This is a genomic window from Achromobacter sp. HZ01, assembly GCF_003267925.1.
In the GTDB taxonomy this organism is placed as follows: domain Bacteria; phylum Pseudomonadota; class Gammaproteobacteria; order Burkholderiales; family Burkholderiaceae_B; genus Achromobacter; species Achromobacter pulmonis_A.
In genome coordinates, this window is record NZ_LWKV01000002.1 from 128,056 (window position 1) to 143,812 (window position 15,757).

Sequence of the window (15,757 nt, forward strand, 5' to 3'; positions counted from 1 at the left end):
CTGGGCGGTGCGGGCGCGGCGGCGCGCCCGGATAGTTGGCATGATAGGAAGCCTGGCCCGAACGCGATAGGGCCATCTCGGCGCGAACGGATGGAACCATTCCCGGTTCGGCGGTCAATTTCCGCTGTCCGGAATCACGTGCCGGCCGGCGGCCTGGCCAGCAGGCCGTTGAGCACGACTTCGTAGAACTCGGCGAAGGCCGCGCCGATCGTCAGGCCGGTTTCCTCCAGAAACCGCTGGTTCCTCAGGCGGTGCGCCGCGCCCAGGATGGCTTCCGACAGCACGCGCGGATTGTGCGGCGCCAGCAGTCCCTGGCGCACGCCCTCTTCGATCATGGACTCCAGCCCGCGCACCCGCGCCAATTGATAGGCGTCGAACACCGCGCGGCCGCTCTCGGTCGCGTCCAGGTCGGTCAGGGCCGCCTTGCTCAGGCCGGATGCGTTCAGCGTCGCGTGCAGATAGGCCGCGATCGCCCTGGCGCCGTCGGCCTGCTCGCGCGCGGCGGCAAACCCTTTCTCCAGGTTGCCCTGCAGCACCTGCCGGCAAATATTGACGAACAGCTCTTCCTTGGTGGGCGCGATTTCGTAAAGACGCCGGCGCGAGCACTGCATGCGCTGCGCAATGTCGGCAATGGTCAGCGCGGACACGCCCTCGACGATCAGCAACGCGGTCAGTTCCTTGATGAAAACCTCGTCGGTACGTCGTTTCGCCATGTATCGCCGCTTGCCTGTGGATGAGAGGGGGCATTCTACGACGCCTAGGTAAAACACCTAGTCCGGGAGCCCCCTGTTTTGGTACCAACAATATTGACACAGTACCGTTTGTCATTTCAAATCGGTACCGAAACATAGATTTCAGTACCAAAAGAACAACGGAGACCCGATGCGCCTTCCCCACGATTCCCTGCATGAAGGCGCCACGGTCGCCGCCCTGTACCGTACGTCGTTCAGGGCGTTTCCCGATGCCCCGGCCATCGTCTCCGACGAGGCCGCGCTTTCCTACGCCGAGCTGGAGGCGATGTGCCATCGCTACGCGCGGCTGCTGCGCGCCAAAGGCCTGCAACGGCAGGACGCCATTGCCTTTCTCGTCGGCAACCGCGCCGAGGCCATCGCCGCCATCATCGCGGCGCAGTTCATCGGCCTGAAGTCGGTCGCCCTGCACCCGATGGCCTCCGAGGAGGACCACGTCTTCGTGCTGCAGGACGCGCAGGTGCGGGCCCTGGTGGTCGACGACAGCAAGTACGCGCAACGCGCCCAGGCCATCGAGGCGCGCGGCGCGGTGCCCATGGTGCTGCCGCTGGACGGCGGCATGGTCCGGGAAGCGGCGGCGATGGACGGCGGCGAGCTGCCGCTGGACGCCCGGCCCGGAGACATCACCAAGCTGTCCTACACCGGCGGCACCACCGGCCGTTCCAAGGGCATTCTGCAGACTCATCGCACCGCCGTCACCATGACGCTGCAAATGCTGGGCGCGTACGAGTGGCCGCGGCATGTGCGGTATCTGGTGACCACGCCGATCTCGCACGCGGCGGGCGGCCTGATCCTGCCGACCTTTCTGCGCGGCGGCGCCGTCTACCTGAGCGACAAGTACACGCCGGCCGGCTTTCTGGAGCGCGTGCAGCGCCACCGCATCAATTTCACCTTCCTGGTTCCGACGCAGATCTACGGCCTGCTGGACCATCCGGCGCTGGCCGCCAGCGACTGCTCCAGCCTCGAACTGGTTCTTTATGGCGCGGCCCCCATGGCGCCGTCCAGGCTGCTGGACGCGCTGCGCAGGATCGGCCCGGTATTCGGCCAGGTGTACGGCCAGGCCGAAGCGCCGATGACCATCTGCTACCTGCGCCGCCAGGACCACGACCCCGGGCGTCCCGAACTGCTGCGCTCCTGCGGCCAGGCCATCGCCGGCAACCAGGTGAAGCTGCTGGACGAGAACCTGCAGGAAGTGCCCACGGGCGAGATAGGCGAACTCTGCGTGCGCAGCCCGCTGGTGATGGAGGGCTATCTGAACCGGCCGGAAGAAAACGACAAGGTCTTCGCGGGCGACTGGCTGCACACCGGCGACATGGCGCGCATGGACGCCGCGGGCTATCTGTACATCGTCGACCGGGTGAAGGACATGATCATCTCCGGCGGCTTCAACGTCTATCCCAGCGAAGTCGAGAACTGCCTGGCGCAGCATCCCGACGTCGCGCTGTCCGCCGTCATCGGCGTGCCCGACGAGAAGTGGGGCGAGGCCGTCACGGCGATCGTGGTGCTCAAGGACGGCGCGCGCGCCGACGCCGCCGCGATCATCGAATACGTGACCCGGCACAAAGGCGTGGTGAATGCGCCGAAGACCGTGGTGTTCGAAGACCGGCTGCCGCTCACGGCGCTGGGCAAGATCGACCGCAAGACCATCAGAAGCCGGTACTGGACCGGCCGCGACCGCCAGGTCGGCTGAGCGAAACCACCCTGAATAAACAAGCCGGCCTACGGGCAACCAAGGAGACAACGATGCGCATCAGACACCGCATTTTCAAAGCATGCCTTTTGGCCCTGGGCATGGCGAGCGCCCCGCTTCACGCGCAGGAGCCCTACCCGGCCCGGCCCATCAAGCTGATCGTCCCCTTCGCGCCGGGCGGCGTCACCGACCTGACCGGCAGAACCTTCGCGAAATACATGTCGGATGCGCTCAAGCAGCCGATCGTCACCGAGAACAAGCCGGGCGCGGGCGCGCTCATCGGCGCGAACTACGTGGCGCGCTCCGCCTCCGACGGCTACACGCTGCTGCTGGGCACCAACGTCACCCACGCCATCAATCCGCAGTTGATGACGTCTACGCCCTATGACCCGCTCAAGGACTTCCGGCCGGTAGCGATGTTCGGCCTGAACGGAAACGTGCTGGTGGTCAACGCCTCATTTCCGGCGAACACCTTCGACGAATTCATCAAGTACATCAAGGCCAAGCCCGGCGACATCAATTACGCCTCGGGCAGCATCGGCAGCTCCGCCCACCTCGCCGCCGAATTGCTGAAGCAGGAGGTCAAGGGCCTGGAATACATGCACGTGCCCTACAGCGGCCCGTCCGAAGCCATGTCGGCGCTGATCGGCGGCCACGTGGACTTCATGTTCGCCAACATCGGCGCGGCCATCAGCCAGATCAAGTCCGGCAAGATCAAGGCGATTGCCGTCACCACGGCCAAACGCGAAGCGCAATTGCCGGACGTGCCCACCATCGCCGAATCGGGCGTGCCGGGTTTCGAGGTGGTCGGCTGGATGGCGGCGTTCCTGCCCAAGGGCGCACCGGACGACGTGACGGCCCGCCTGAATCAGGCGGTCAACGACGCGCAGTCCGATCCCGACCTGCGCAAGACCCTGGATGCCGCAGCGCTGATTCCCGTGGTGGCGACGCCGGACCAGACCGCGAAATTCGTGCAGGACGAGTATGCGAAGTGGGGCCGCGTCATCCGCGACGGCAACATTCCAAAACAATGACCGGTGGAAAGCTCATGACACTCAAAGGCAAGGCCTACATCGCGGGCGCATACGAGCATCCCACGCGCTACGCGCCCGATAAATCGGTCACGCAGCTCCACGCCGAATGCGCGCTCGGCGCGCTGCGCGACGCCGGGCTGGACATCAAGGACGTGGACGGCTATTTCTGCGCCGGCGACGCGCCGGGCGGCAGCCCCCTGTCCATGGCGGAATACCTGAACCTGGACCTGAAGTGGGTGGACGGCACCGAGCTGGGCGGCTGTTCTTACATGGTGCACGTGCGCCATGCCGCGCTCGCCATCGCGCAAGGCAAATGCTCGGTGGCCCTGATCACCCTGGCCGGCAAGCCCAAGAGCAGCGGCATGGCCACGGGCACGGCGCCGCGCGAGCTGGGTCCGGAGCGCCCCGAAACGCCCTGGGACCGCCCGTACCGGTCCACCATCACGGGCATATACGGCATGCTGACGCAGCGCCACATGCACGAGTACGGCACCACCTCGGCGCAGCTGGCCGCCGTCAAGGTCGCGGCCGCGCACCATGCGCAATACAACGAGCGCGCGGCGCTGCGCACGCCGGTGAGCGTCGAGGACGTGCTGGCCTCGCCCATCATCGCCAGCCCCCTGCATCGCATGGATTGCTGCGTCATCACGGACGGCGGCGGGGCGCTGGTGCTGACCAGCCCGGAAATCGCCAGGCGGCTCGCGCGTCCGCTCGTCAAGATCATCGGCGCGGGCGAAAGCATCAAGACTGCGCGTGGCGGCTACATCGACCCGGTCACTTCCGGCGCCGTCGCCAGCGGCAAGCTGGCTTTCGCCGAGGCGGGCATCGCGGTCGACGACGTGAAATACGCGTCGATCTACGACAACTTCACCATCATGGTGCTGATGCAGCTCGAAGACCTGGGGTTCTGCAAGAAGGGGCAGGCCGGCGCCTATGCGGCCGAAGGCAATCTCATCTCCGGACGCGGCAAGCTGCCTTTCAACACCGACGGCGGCGGACTGTGCAATAACCACCCGTCGAACCGCGGCGGCATGACGAAAGTGATCGAAGCGGTGCGCCAGCTGCGCGGCGAAGCGCATCCGGCCGTGCAGGTGCCCGGCTGCAATCTGGCGCTGGCATCGGGTCCGGGCCTGGTCATGGGCGTGGCCCATGCGCATTCCACCTTGATCTTCGAACGGGAGTAAGGCGTGAACCAGCCTAGCGACGCAACCGCCCATCAGAACGACCCTTACGCCCAGGCGTATCCCGAGACCGCGCCATTCTGGGCCGCCGCGCAGCAGGGGCAATTGCTGCTGAAGACCTGCAACCGATGCCGGCGCGCCCACTGGTATCCGCGCGTCGTGTGCCCGCTGTGCGGCGGCGACGACACCGGCTGGGAACCGGCGAGCGGCCAAGGCAGCCTGTACGCGTTCAGCATCATCGAGCGCGCCGATCCGCCCTATGCCCTGGCCTACGTCGAACTCGACGAAGGCCCGATCCTGCTGAGCAATATGGTCGATTGCGACCTGCGCGCGCTGCGGATCGGGCAGCGCGTATCCGCCGTGTTCCGGCAGACGCCGGACGGGCGCTACGCGCCTTACTTCACCCTCGCACCGTAGGACGGCCGCGCGGGGCGGCCGTCCACGCACATTCCGGTCAGCGGATCGGCCAGGGATACATGGCGCCGCCCTTGCTCCACAGGGCGTTGGTGCCGCGCTCCAGGCCGAGCTTGCTGCCCTTGCCTACGTTGCGTTCGAAGATCTCGCCGTAGTTGCCCACCGCCTTGATGGCGTTGTAGGCCCATTTTTCATCCAGGCCCATGTTCTTGCCGGCGCCCGGCGTCACGCCCAGGATGCGCGAAACGTTGGGGTTCTTGCTCTTGAGCATTTCGTCCACGTTCTTCTGCGTGATGCCGTATTCCTCGGCTTCCATCAGGGCGAACAGGGTCCAGCGCACGATGCCGAGCCAGTTCTCGTCGCCCTGGCGCACCATCGGGCCCAGCGGCTCCTTGGAGAAGCGCTCCGGCAGGATTTCGTAGTCGTCGGGGTTGGCGACCTGGGTGGCGCGCACGGCGGCCAGCTGCGAGGAGTCGTCGGTAAAGGCGTCGCAGCGTCCCGATTCGAAGGCCCGCACGACTTCGGTGACCTTGTCGATCACGACCGGCTTGAATTCGATGTTGTTGGCGCGGAACCAGTCGGCCAGGTTGAGTTCGGTGGTGGTACCGGGCTGCACGCAGACGGTGGCGCCGTTGAGTTCCTTGGCGCTCTTGACCCCGAGTTTCTTGTTCACCAGGATGCCCTGGCCGTCGTAGAAGCTGGCGGCCACGGCCGACAGGCCCAGCGAGGTATCGCGGGTCTGGGTCAGCGTGACGGTGCGCAACAGTACGTCGACCTCGCCCGATTGCAGCGCGGTGAAGCGCTGCTGGGTCGACAGCGCCGTGCCCTTGAATTTGGTCGAATCACCGAACACGGCCGCGGCCACCGCGCGGCAGATGTCCACGTCCAGGCCTTCCCATTCGCCCTTGCTGTTGGTCGCCGAAAAGCCCGACACGCCGTCGGTCAGGCCGCACTGCACGAATCCTTTTTTCTTCACCGCATCCAGCGTGGGACCCGCCACCGCCGCCTGGGATGCGCAAGCCAGGGCGAGCGCGCCGGCAGCAAACAAGATGGACCGCTTCATTTTTGCCTCTCCTGAGATGGACGCCGTGCCTGCCTGCGGGCGCGGCCGCGGCGCAAACCGAGCCAGATTAAGCGATGTCCACGGTGCGAACAACGGAACGCATCCTAGTGGAAACCCGGGGTCCGCGCCCCGCGGGCCCGGCGTTTACAGGCTGTCCGGTGATCGAACTTTATCGGCCCGCCCGGCGTCTCGGCGGCCCACGCTTGCATGCAATACTTTTTTCGCGCCGCGGCCGATCGCCGCGGCGCGCCACAAGAAAAGGCGCGCCACATGCGCCCCCCAGTCCGCCGACTCATGGAGGAGACAAAGTTCCATGGCCCTTGCAAGCAACGCGCGGCTACGCCGCCATACCCTCAAGACCCTGATGTGCGCCGCCCTGGCCGCCGCCGGCCTGGCGGCCGGCCCGGCGCAGGCGGCCGACGACTGGCCCAGCAAGCCCATCAAGATCATCGTGCCCTACACGCCGGGCGGCTCGACCGACATCGTGACCCGCATCGTGATGGAAAAGCTGGGCCCGCGCCTGAACCAGACCATCGTGGTCGAGAACCGGCCCGGGGCCAACAGCAGCCTGGGCTCGGCCATCGCCGCCAAGGCCGAGCCGGACGGCTATACCTTCCTGTCCATGCTGCCGGCCTACATCATCAATTTCCACCTGTACAAGCTGAACTACGGCCCGGCCGACCTGACGCCCGTGGTGCAGATGGCGGACCTGCCGCTGTTCCTGTTCGTGGCCCAGGACGTGCCGGCCAAGAGCGTGGCGGAGCTGGTGGAGTACGCCCGCAAGAATCCGGACAAGCTCACCTACGCCTCCAGCGGCAACGGCTCCAGCGCGCACCTGACCGGCGCCGATTTCGCGTTGCAGAGCAAGATCACCATGACCCACGTGGCCTACAAGGGCAGCGCCCCCATCCTGGCCGACCTGCTGGCCGGACGCGTGTCCATGGTGTTCGACCCCATCCTGGTGCCGATGCAGTACGTCAAGCAGAACCGCCTGAAGGCGCTGGCCTTCACGGGCAGGGAGCGCTGGCCGACCGAGCCCGGCGTCCCCACCATGGAAGAAGCCGGCCTGCCCGGTTTCGTGACCGGCTCCTGGGCCGGGCTGATGGCGCCCGCCAACACGCCCAAGCCCATCATCGAGCGCATGGCGCGCGAGATCAGCGAGATCGTCAAGGAGCCCGACGTCAGGCAGAAATTCCTGGACGCGGGCTTCCTGCCCGTGGGCGGCACCACCGAGCAGTTCGCGGCCCTGATGAAGAAGGACTCGGAGCGCTACGCCGAGATCATCAAGCAGGCGCACATCACCGTGAACTAAAGGCGGCGGGCGCGCCCGCCGCGCCCTGCCCCGACGGGAGTTCTCCATGATCGACAAGTTCTACGACAGCCCCGAGGCGGCGGTCTCGGACATCCATGACGGCGCCACGGTGCTGATCGGCGGCTTCGGCGGAGCCGGCATGCCGACCGAACTGATCCATGCGCTGATCGCGCAGGGCGCGCGCGAGCTGACCGTGGTCAGCAACAACGCCGGCAACCACGAAACCGGCCTGGCCGCGCTGATCAAGGCCGGCCGCGTGCGCAAGGTGATCTGTTCGTTTCCCAAGGCCTCGCATTCCTGGGTCTTCGACGATCTGTACCGCCAGGGCCGCATCGAACTGGAATGCGTGCCGCAGGGCACCATCGCCGAACGCCTGCGCGCGGCCGGCGCCGGCCTGGGCGGCTTCTACACGCCCACGGCCTACGGCACCGAACTGGCGCGCGGCAAGGAGACGCGCATCATCAACGGCCGCGGCCACGTGTTCGAGGAACCGCTGCACGGCGACTTTGCCCTGGTCAAGGCCGACCGCGCCGACCGCTGGGGCAACCTGACCTACAACAAGAGCGCGCGCAACTTCGGTCCGGTGATGTGCATGGCGGCGCGCACCGCCATCGTGCAGGTGCGCGCCAAGGCGGCGCTGGGCGAGCTGCCGCCCGAAGCCGTGGTCACGCCCGGCATCTTCGTCAAGCGCGTGACGGAGGTGGCCGACGCCGCCTTCTCGAGCTGAAGGAGTCCGCATGTTCCAACCCCTGAGCCGCGAGGCCATGGCGCGCCGCCTGGCCCGCGACATTCCCGAAGGCAGCTATGTGAACCTGGGCATCGGCATGCCGGTGCTGGTGGCCGCGCACCTGCCGCCCGGCCGCGAAATCGTGCTGCACAGCGAGAACGGCATCCTGGGCATGGGCCCGCCGCCGGCCGAGGGCGAGGCCGACCTGGACCTGATCAACGCCGGCAAGCAGCCGGTGACGCTGCTGGCCGGCGGCTCGTACTTCCATCACGCGGATTCGTTCGCGATGATGCGCGGCGGCCATCTGGACATCTGCGTCATGGGCGGCATGCAGGTGGCGGCCAACGGCGACCTGGCCAACTGGTCGCTCGGCCGCCCGGGCGAGCCGCCCGCGGTGGGCGGCGCGATGGACCTGGCGGTGGGCGCGCGCAGCGTCTACATCATGATGGAGCACACCACCAAGAGCGGCGAGCCCAAGATCGTCGAACGCTGCACCTATCCGCTGACCGGCGCGGGCGTGGTGGACCGCATCTACACCGACCTCGCGGTCATCGACGTCACGCCCGAGGGGCTGCGGGTCCGGGATATGATCGACGGCATGACCCTGAAAACGCTGCAGGAACGCACCGGCGCGCCGCTGCGCGCAGACTGATGCCGCCCAACCTGCCCCCTCCCGGTTACGCCGCGCCGCTGGCGGCGGAGGATCACCCCGACCTGCTGCGTGGCGATCCGGACTACATGCTGACGCTGGCGCGCGGCCTGCACGTGATCCGCGCCTTCGGCACGCGCCGCCAGCCGCAGACCGCGGCCGAACTGAGCCGCCGCGCCGGCCTGCCCCGCGCCGTGGTGCAGCGCTGCCTGCATACGCTGACCCTGCTGGGCATGGCCGAGCAGCACGGCCGGCTCTATGTGCTTACGCCGCGCATCCTCGGGCTGGGCTATGCCTATTTCTCATCCACGCCCTTCGTCTCGCTGGCCCAGCCGGTGCTGGAGGAACTGAGCGCCACGGTCAACGAAACCTGCGCGCTGGCCATCATGGAAGGCCACGAGATGCTGTACCTCGCGCGCTCCGAGGTCCATCGCCTGCTGGCCACGTCGATGGGGCTGGGCAGCCGGTTGCCGGCCTATTGCACCTCCATCGGCCGCGTGCTGCTGGCGCAATTGCCGCCGCCCGCGCTGGCCCGCTACTTCGCGGCGACCGAACTGCAGCCCTATACCGAATTCACCGTGGTGTCGGAGGACCGGCTGCGCGCCGAACTCGCGCGCATCCGCGAACAGGACTATGCGGTCGTCGACCAGGAACTGGAGCTGAACGTGCGCGCCATCTCGGTGCCCGTGCGCTCGGCCAGCGGCAAGGCCTGCGGCGCGGTCAACGTCAGCGTCAAGGCCGCCAGGGTGCCGCTGCAACGGCTGACCGAGGAGTTCCTGCCGCCGCTGCGCCAGGCGGTGGAGCGGATTGGGGAGTTTCTGGCGGCGTGATGGGTTTCGCGCGTTGGAGATACGAGTTCTTGCTCAAGGACTCTCGCGCTGCACCCATCCTACGTTCGACGGTTCGATGCAATCGGTCGAACGTAGGATGGGTGCAGCGCGAGAAAACCTGAAGAAAAACCGGACATCGAACGCGCGAAACCCATCAGACGGCGCCAGCCGCCCCTAAACCATCACAAATCCGTCGTATCCAGCGTGAACGCCGCGGCCGCGCGCCCGATGCGGTCGTTGACGGCATGCCACGCTTCGGTGGCGGGCGGGGCCTGCACGATGATGCGGGCATAGCCCTGTTGGTCCAGGTCGCGCAGCAGGCCGTAGAGGGCCTGGGCGTAGCGCGCCGGGTCGGCGGGCACGGACTGCCATTGCACCCGGGGGTCCAGCGCGGCGGGCGGTTCGCCATAGGCGACGGCGACCACGCGCCCGGCCGGCAGGTCGCGGCCCTGGATCACGTCGCGCAGACGGGCGTCGGACGCCAGTTCCAGCGCCGTGCGCGGCGCGTAGTGGGCCTTGAGCGTGCCCGAGGCGCGCGGCGCGGCCGCGTCCGGGGCGAACACCTGCACGCCCAGCACGGCTTCGATCTGGGCGGCGCTGATGTGGCCCGGGCGCAGCAGCACGGGGCCGGCGCCGCGGTCCAGGCGCGACAGGTCGAGTATGGTGGATTCGATGCCGACGTCCGAGGCGCCGCCTTCGAGCACCGGCATGCCGGCGGCGACTTCCTCGGGGAATTCGCTGCGCACGTGCTCGGCGCGCGTGGGCGAGACCTGGCCGAACTTGTTGGCCGAGGGCGCGGCCACGCCGCCCTGCCCGTTCGGCTTGCCGGCCGCGAAGGCCGCCAGCAGCGCCTGCGCCACCGGATGCGAGGGGCAGCGGATGCCGATGCTGTCCTGGCCGCCGCTGACGGTGTCGGCGATGTGCGCGGCGCGCTTGAGGATCAGGGTCAGGGGACCGGGCCAGAACGCGTCGATCAGCAGGCGCGCTTCCGGCGGCACTTCGGCCGCCCAATAAGACACGTCGCCTTGCGGCGCGATGTGCACGATGACCGGATGGTTGGACGGGCGGCCCTTGGCCGCGTAGATCCGCGCCACCGCCTGCGCGTTCTCGGCGTCCGCTCCCAGGCCGTAGACGGTCTCGGTGGGAAAGGCGACCAGGCCGCCTTCGAGCAGGCGGCGGGCGGCCAAGGCGATCTCCGCGTCGCCGGCGCAGGCAGTGGGCAAGGCGTTCATGGCGTCGCTTATTCCGGAGCCTGCATGCCCAGCGCCGCCGCCACGCGGGCGGCGTCGTCGCGGGCCTGCTGCAAGGTGGGCGCCACGATGTTGATGTGGCCCATCTTGCGGCCGCGGCGCGCTTCGCGCTTGCCGTACAGGTGCAGCTTGGCGGTGGGCACGGCCAGCGCGGCGGCCCAGTCGGGCTCGCGCTGCGTGGTGGCGGTGGCCGACGGATACCAGATGTCGCCCAGGATGTTCAGCATGACCGCGGGCGCCAGCAGGTCGGTGCCGCCCAGCGGCAGGCCGGCCATGGCGCGCGCCTGCTGCTCGAACTGGCTGGTGAGGCAGGCGTCCATGGTGTAGTGGCCGCTGTTGTGCGGGCGCGGCGCGATTTCGTTGACGATCAGGCTGCCGTCCTGGAGCACGAAGAATTCCACGCACAGCACGCCGTGGTAGCCCAGGCCCTGCGCGATGGCCTGCGCCGCCTCGGTGGCGCGGGCCTGGCGTTCGGCATGGGCCGCGTCCTGCTGGACCGGCGCGGCGGTGGAGACCGCCAGGATGCCGTCGCGGTGCACGTTGCGCGCCACCGGAAACACCATGCTGGCGCCGTCGAAGCCGCGCGCCAGGACCACCGAGATCTCGTAGTCCAGCGGCATCAGCGCTTCCAGCACGCAGGCCACGCCGCCGAATTCGGCGAAGGCGGCCAGCGCCTCGTCGCGCGTGGCGATGCGGGCCTGGCCCTTGCCGTCGTAGCCCAGCCGGGCCACCTTGAGGATGCCCGGGAACAGGCTGTCCGGCGCGGCGCGCAGATCGGCTTCGCTGCGGATGGCGGCGTGCGGCGCCACGGCGATGCCCTGGGCGGCGATGAAGGTTTTTTCGGCAATGCGGTCCTGCACGATGGCCACGGCGTCGCCGGCCGGGCTGACGCGGCAGCGGGTGGCCAGCGTGCGCAGGCTGTCGGCCGGCACGTTCTCGAATTCGGTGGTCACGGCCTGACAGGTGGCGGCCAGGCGGGCCAGGCCGTCCTCGTCGTCGTAGGCGGCCTGGATGTGCAGGTCGGCCACCATGCCGGCCGGGCACTCGGCGGCGGGGTCCAGCACCGCGACCTTGTAGCCCAGGCTTTGCGCCGCGTGGCAGAACATGCGGCCCAGCTGGCCGCCTCCCAGCAGACCCAGCCAGCCGCCGGGGGCAATCGTGTAAGCAGTGGATAGCGTCATTCTGATCAGGCCTCGGGCGGAACCTTCATGGCGCGCGCGGCCTCGGTCTGGCGGGCGCGGAACGCCACCAGCTTCTGGTGCAGGCCGGCGTCGGTAGCGGCCAGGGTGGCGATGACGTGCAGCGCCGCGTTGGCGGCGCCGGCTTCGCCGATGGCGAAGGTGGCCACCGGCACGCCCTTGGGCATCTGCACGATGGACAACAGCGAGTCTTCGCCGCGCAGGTACTTGGACGGCACCGGCACGCCGAACACCGGCACTTCGGTCAGCGCCGCCATCATGCCCGGCAGGTGCGCCGCGCCGCCGGCGCCGGCGATGATGCCGCGCAGCCCGCGGGCGTGGGCGGCGGCGCCGTACTCGGCCATGTCCTGGGGCATGCGGTGCGCGGAAATCACGCGCGCCTCGCAGGGCACGCCGAAGTCCTCCAGCATGGCGACCGCGTGTTTCATGACCTCCCAATCGCTGGAAGAACCCATAATCACGCCCACCACGGGGGTGGCCTCTGCGGAAGTCTTGGCTGTCATAACCGGTGTCTGAAAGTTGAGACCGCGGCGCCAGGGCCGCGGCAAGGTCGGAAGGACCGCGGAACCAGGCCGCGAAACCGGCTATTTTACCCGTCCGGGGCGGGACGCTAGCGGGGCGAGCCGGAATCCAGCAACAGATAGGTGGTGGGGTCGTCCGGGCAGGGTCCGAAGCCGCATTCCAGCGTGGTGGCCCCGACGTTGGCCAGCACCGCGATGAAGAACAGGGCCATGACCACGATGCCGATGGCCGGCAGCGGCTTTTTCAGCATGCTGTCGCCCCACTTGCGGTCCACCGACAGCATCACCGCGCAGAACACGATGATGGCCACGAAGGCGATGAAGGCCCAGGTGTAGAAATGCAGGCCCATGAAGGGCTCGCCGTAGCCCGGGTCGCCCGGCATGATGTGCAGCAGCACCTGGCGGCCCGAGGCCAGCATGCCGCCCAGCGCGCCGGCGATGCTCATCGCGTAGTGCATCGGCGACGGGCCCAGGCGCAGGTTCAGCAGAAAACCCACGCCAGCCATGACCAGGGCCACGCGCTGCAACAGGCACAGCGGACACGGCAGCTCGCCATAGGCGAACTGCCAGAAGAAGGCCACGCCCAGCGCGCCGGTGACGCCCAGCAGGGCCAGGCCGTTCAGGATGCGCGAGCCGCGCGCGGGATTGAGGGAGAAGATCATGCGCCCGCCCTCAGAACGACAGCGCCAGCGGGCTGGTCATGTGGTACTGGCACCAGGCGGCGTAGATCGCGAGGGTGAGCAGCCAGAAGGTCACGCAGGGGCGGCGCTTTCCTAGCATCCCGAACCACACTGCGACCAGGCCGGTCAGGAAAGGCAGCATCATTACCATACGTAGCGCTCCTGTCTGGGTCGCGGTGAAGTATAGCGTAACAATGCGCAATAAATGTTATCGGAATTCAGACCGAATCCGGTCCGTCACTCGGCACGCCCAGGCGGCCCACCACGCGCTCCAGCACCTGGTACAGCAGCTCCACGTCTTCGGCGCCCACCAGGTTCTCGATTTCCGCGTAGGTGGATTCCGAATGCGGCGCGATCTCGGCCACGATCATGCAGCCCGCCTCGGTCAGGCCGAACTCCGCGCCGCGCAGGTCGTCGTTCAGGCGGCTCCTGTGTATCAGTTCCTTGGCCTCCAGCGTCTTCAACAGGCGCGACAGGCTGGGCATGCTGATGAAGGTCATCTGCGCCATTTCCATGGGCCGCAGGCTGCGTCCGGCCGCCGACATGGCGCGCAGCACCCGCCACTGCTGCTCCGTCAGTCCGTGCTCGCGCAGCATGGGGCGAAAGCGCACCATGACCGACTCGCGGGCCTGGAGCAAGGCCATCGGCAGGGAGCGGGAGAACGAGCGCAGGGGTCGGGATGCGGCGGGGGTCTGGGGTTCTGTCATGGCAATGGCGCAAGGGAGCGCCAAATTGTATACAAGCGGACCATGACATGGGCCCGGGCGGCCGGGCGGCGCGATTCCGGTCAATACGCGCCACCCTGCGGCGCCGGCTGCGCGCGCTTGTAGCGGCCGGCCAGGGCGCTGGTGGCCTGCACCAGCAGGCGGGTATCCAGGCCCACGGCCACGAAGCTGCAGCCCAGATCCAGGTAATGGGGGGCCTGCGCTTCGTCGGCGGTCAGGATGCCGGCGGCCTTGCCGGCCCGCTGGATGCGCGCGATCGCGTCGCCGATCGCGGCCTGCACCTCGGCATGGCCGGGATCGCCCACGTGGCCCATGGCCGCGGACAGGTCGGCCGGGCCGATGAACACGCCGTCCACGCCATCGGTCGCGGCAATGGCGTCCAGGTTCCGCAAGCCTTCGAGCGTCTCCACCTGCACCAGCACGCAGACCTGGGCGTTGGCTTCGTGGTAGTAGGCCGCGCGGCGCCCCCAGGCCGACGCGCGCGCGCCGCCCATGCCGCGTATGCCGCCCTGGCCGTCGTTCTGCGGGTAGCGCGCCGCGCGCACGATGCGCGCGGCCTGCTGCGCCGTGTCGACCATGGGCACCAGCAGCGTCTGCGCGCCCACGTCCAGGTACTGCTTGATCAGCATTTCGCCGACCTCGCCGTGCCCCATGGGCACGCGGGCGATGGGATGGACGCCGGGATAGGCGGCGATGGCCTGCAGCTGCGACAGCAGGGTCAGCGTGTCGTTGGGGCCGTGCTCGCCGTCGATCAGCAGCCAGTCGAAACCGGCGCCGGCGCAGATCTCCGCCGAGTACGGGCTGCCCAGGCCCAGCCACAGCCCGATCTGGGCCTGTTTCTGCGCGATGGCCGCCTTGAAGCGGTTGACGGGGGTTTGGGTAGGCGTGGTCATCGTCATGCTTTCATCCTGAAGCGCAGCGCGCCCAGCGGGCCGTAGTCGGCTTCGAACAGGTCGCCGGGCCGGGCGGCCACCGGCCGCGTGAACGATCCCGCCAGCACGAGCTGGCCGGGCTGCAGCGATTCGCCCCAGGGCGCCAGCTTGTTGGCCAGCCAGGCCACGCCGATCGCCGGATGGCCCTGCACGCCGGCGGCCAGGCCGGTTTCCTCCACCGCGCCGTTCTGGCGCAGCACGGCGCCGCACCAGGGCAGGTCCAGCGAGGCCGGCGCGGCGCGGCGCGCGCCGACCACGATGCCGGCATTGGCCGCGTTATCGCTGATGGTGTCGTACACCTTGCGCATCGCCTTGGTGTGGCGGTCGAACTGCTCGATGCGCGCATCGATGATCTCGATGGCCGGCGTCACGTATTCGGTGGCGGCCAGCACGTCGTCCAGCGTCACTTCCTTGCCGCCGGGCAGGCCGGGGCCGGCCAGCGGCGCCTTGAGCACGAAGGCCAGCTCCACTTCCACGCGCGGGGCGATGAAGTTGCCGAACGGAATGTCCAGCACCTGCCCTTCGGTGCAGGTGTAGAGCATGGAGTCCAGCAGCGTGCCGTAATCGGGCTCGTCGATCTGGCTGGCGATCTGCATGGCGCGCGAGGTCAGGCCGATCTTGTGGCCGATGACCTTGCGGCCTGCGGCGGTCTGCATGCGCACCCATTCGCGCGACACGCGGTAGCCGTCCTCGACCGTCATGCCGGGAAAACGCTTGGAGAAATGTTCGATCTGCTGGCGCGATTTCTGGCTCTGGTCGAGTTCCTGCGCGAGCCGGGTCAGGAGTTCTGCGGAAAACATG

The 15,757-nt window shown here is 68.4% G+C and carries 18 protein-coding genes; 8 read left to right on the top strand and 10 right to left on the bottom strand.

Annotated features, from left to right (window positions below; all coding sequences use genetic code 11):
• Window positions 1-134: 134 nt before the first annotated feature.
• Window positions 135-713, bottom strand: a complete 579-nt coding sequence (locus A6B37_RS09620; RefSeq protein ID WP_102773617.1) for a TetR/AcrR family transcriptional regulator — start codon at window positions 711-713, stop codon at window positions 135-137.
• Between the two features lie 169 nt (window positions 714-882).
• Here A6B37_RS09620 and A6B37_RS09625 point away from each other — a divergent pair, with 169 nt between their 5' ends.
• Genes A6B37_RS09625 through A6B37_RS09640 form a run of 4 tightly spaced genes read left to right on the top strand, consistent with a single transcriptional unit; the run spans window position 883 to window position 5,071 of the window.
• Complete coding sequence (locus tag A6B37_RS09625; protein WP_111825622.1) at window positions 883-2,439, top strand: AMP-binding protein; 1,557 nt, start codon at window positions 883-885, stop codon at window positions 2,437-2,439.
• A 53-nt stretch (window positions 2,440-2,492) separates the two neighbouring features.
• Window positions 2,493-3,473 (top strand): tripartite tricarboxylate transporter substrate binding protein, encoded by a 981-nt coding sequence (locus tag A6B37_RS09630; RefSeq protein WP_102773619.1) that lies wholly within the window; start codon window positions 2,493-2,495, stop codon window positions 3,471-3,473.
• 14 nt (window positions 3,474-3,487) lie between these two features.
• Entirely contained in the window at window positions 3,488-4,657 is a 1,170-nt protein-coding gene (locus A6B37_RS09635) for a thiolase domain-containing protein (protein ID WP_111825623.1), read from the top strand.
• Window positions 4,658-4,660: 3 nt separating this feature from the next.
• The gene (locus A6B37_RS09640; protein WP_102773621.1) at window positions 4,661-5,071 is read left to right on the top strand and encodes an OB-fold domain-containing protein; all 411 of its coding nucleotides are present in this window, start codon (window positions 4,661-4,663) and stop codon (window positions 5,069-5,071) included.
• A gap of 37 nt (window positions 5,072-5,108) precedes the next feature.
• On the opposite strand, the gene A6B37_RS09645 is transcribed toward A6B37_RS09640, so the two are convergent.
• Window positions 5,109-6,131, bottom strand: coding sequence for an amino acid ABC transporter substrate-binding protein (locus A6B37_RS09645; protein ID WP_102773622.1), 1,023 nt, complete (start codon window positions 6,129-6,131; stop codon window positions 5,109-5,111).
• Window positions 6,132-6,444: 313 nt separating this feature from the next.
• On the opposite strand from A6B37_RS09645, the gene A6B37_RS09650 reads away from it, so the two are divergent.
• The 4 genes from A6B37_RS09650 to A6B37_RS09665 are packed head-to-tail and all read left to right on the top strand — an operon-like array spanning window position 6,445 to window position 9,649.
• A complete protein-coding gene (locus A6B37_RS09650) occupies window positions 6,445-7,443 on the top strand; it encodes a tripartite tricarboxylate transporter substrate binding protein (protein ID WP_102773623.1) in 999 nt (332 codons plus the stop codon).
• A gap of 46 nt (window positions 7,444-7,489) precedes the next feature.
• The gene (locus A6B37_RS09655; RefSeq protein ID WP_111825624.1) at window positions 7,490-8,170 is read left to right on the top strand and encodes a 3-oxoacid CoA-transferase subunit A; all 681 of its coding nucleotides are present in this window, start codon (window positions 7,490-7,492) and stop codon (window positions 8,168-8,170) included.
• Between the two features lie 10 nt (window positions 8,171-8,180).
• Complete coding sequence (locus A6B37_RS09660; RefSeq protein ID WP_102773625.1) at window positions 8,181-8,822, top strand: 3-oxoacid CoA-transferase subunit B; 642 nt, start codon at window positions 8,181-8,183, stop codon at window positions 8,820-8,822.
• A complete protein-coding gene (locus tag A6B37_RS09665; RefSeq protein WP_102773626.1) occupies window positions 8,822-9,649 on the top strand; it encodes an IclR family transcriptional regulator C-terminal domain-containing protein in 828 nt (275 codons plus the stop codon). The genes A6B37_RS09660 and A6B37_RS09665 overlap by 1 nt, the downstream gene beginning before the upstream one ends.
• A 182-nt stretch (window positions 9,650-9,831) precedes the next feature.
• Here the strand turns inward: A6B37_RS09665 and A6B37_RS09670 are convergent, their stop codons facing one another.
• The 8 genes from A6B37_RS09670 to hpaH form a co-directional block, all read right to left on the bottom strand.
• The gene (locus tag A6B37_RS09670; RefSeq protein WP_111825625.1) at window positions 9,832-10,881 is read right to left on the bottom strand and encodes an L-threonylcarbamoyladenylate synthase; all 1,050 of its coding nucleotides are present in this window, start codon (window positions 10,879-10,881) and stop codon (window positions 9,832-9,834) included.
• A gap of 8 nt (window positions 10,882-10,889) precedes the next feature.
• Window positions 10,890-12,080: a 5-(carboxyamino)imidazole ribonucleotide synthase gene (locus tag A6B37_RS09675; RefSeq protein ID WP_111825626.1), complete on the bottom strand. Its 1,191-nt coding sequence runs from the start codon at window positions 12,078-12,080 to the stop codon at window positions 10,890-10,892.
• 5 nt (window positions 12,081-12,085) lie between these two features.
• Entirely contained in the window at window positions 12,086-12,601 is a 516-nt protein-coding gene (gene purE / locus A6B37_RS09680) for a 5-(carboxyamino)imidazole ribonucleotide mutase (protein ID WP_168202163.1), read from the bottom strand.
• Between the two features lie 107 nt (window positions 12,602-12,708).
• Complete coding sequence (locus A6B37_RS09685; protein WP_111825627.1) at window positions 12,709-13,281, bottom strand: disulfide bond formation protein B; 573 nt, start codon at window positions 13,279-13,281, stop codon at window positions 12,709-12,711.
• A gap of 10 nt (window positions 13,282-13,291) precedes the next feature.
• The gene (locus A6B37_RS26055) at window positions 13,292-13,450 is read right to left on the bottom strand and encodes a DUF5993 family protein (protein ID WP_219929589.1); all 159 of its coding nucleotides are present in this window, start codon (window positions 13,448-13,450) and stop codon (window positions 13,292-13,294) included.
• 67 nt (window positions 13,451-13,517) lie between these two features.
• Window positions 13,518-14,006, bottom strand: a complete 489-nt coding sequence (hpaR, locus tag A6B37_RS09690; RefSeq protein WP_111825628.1) for a homoprotocatechuate degradation operon regulator HpaR — start codon at window positions 14,004-14,006, stop codon at window positions 13,518-13,520.
• Between the two features lie 80 nt (window positions 14,007-14,086).
• Window positions 14,087-14,917 (bottom strand): aldolase/citrate lyase family protein, encoded by an 831-nt coding sequence (locus tag A6B37_RS09695; RefSeq protein WP_111825629.1) that lies wholly within the window; start codon window positions 14,915-14,917, stop codon window positions 14,087-14,089.
• A 2-nt stretch (window positions 14,918-14,919) separates the two neighbouring features.
• Window positions 14,920-15,756, bottom strand: coding sequence for a 2-oxo-hept-4-ene-1,7-dioate hydratase (gene hpaH / locus A6B37_RS09700; RefSeq protein ID WP_111825630.1), 837 nt, complete (start codon window positions 15,754-15,756; stop codon window positions 14,920-14,922).
• Window position 15,757 lies beyond the last annotated feature (1 nt).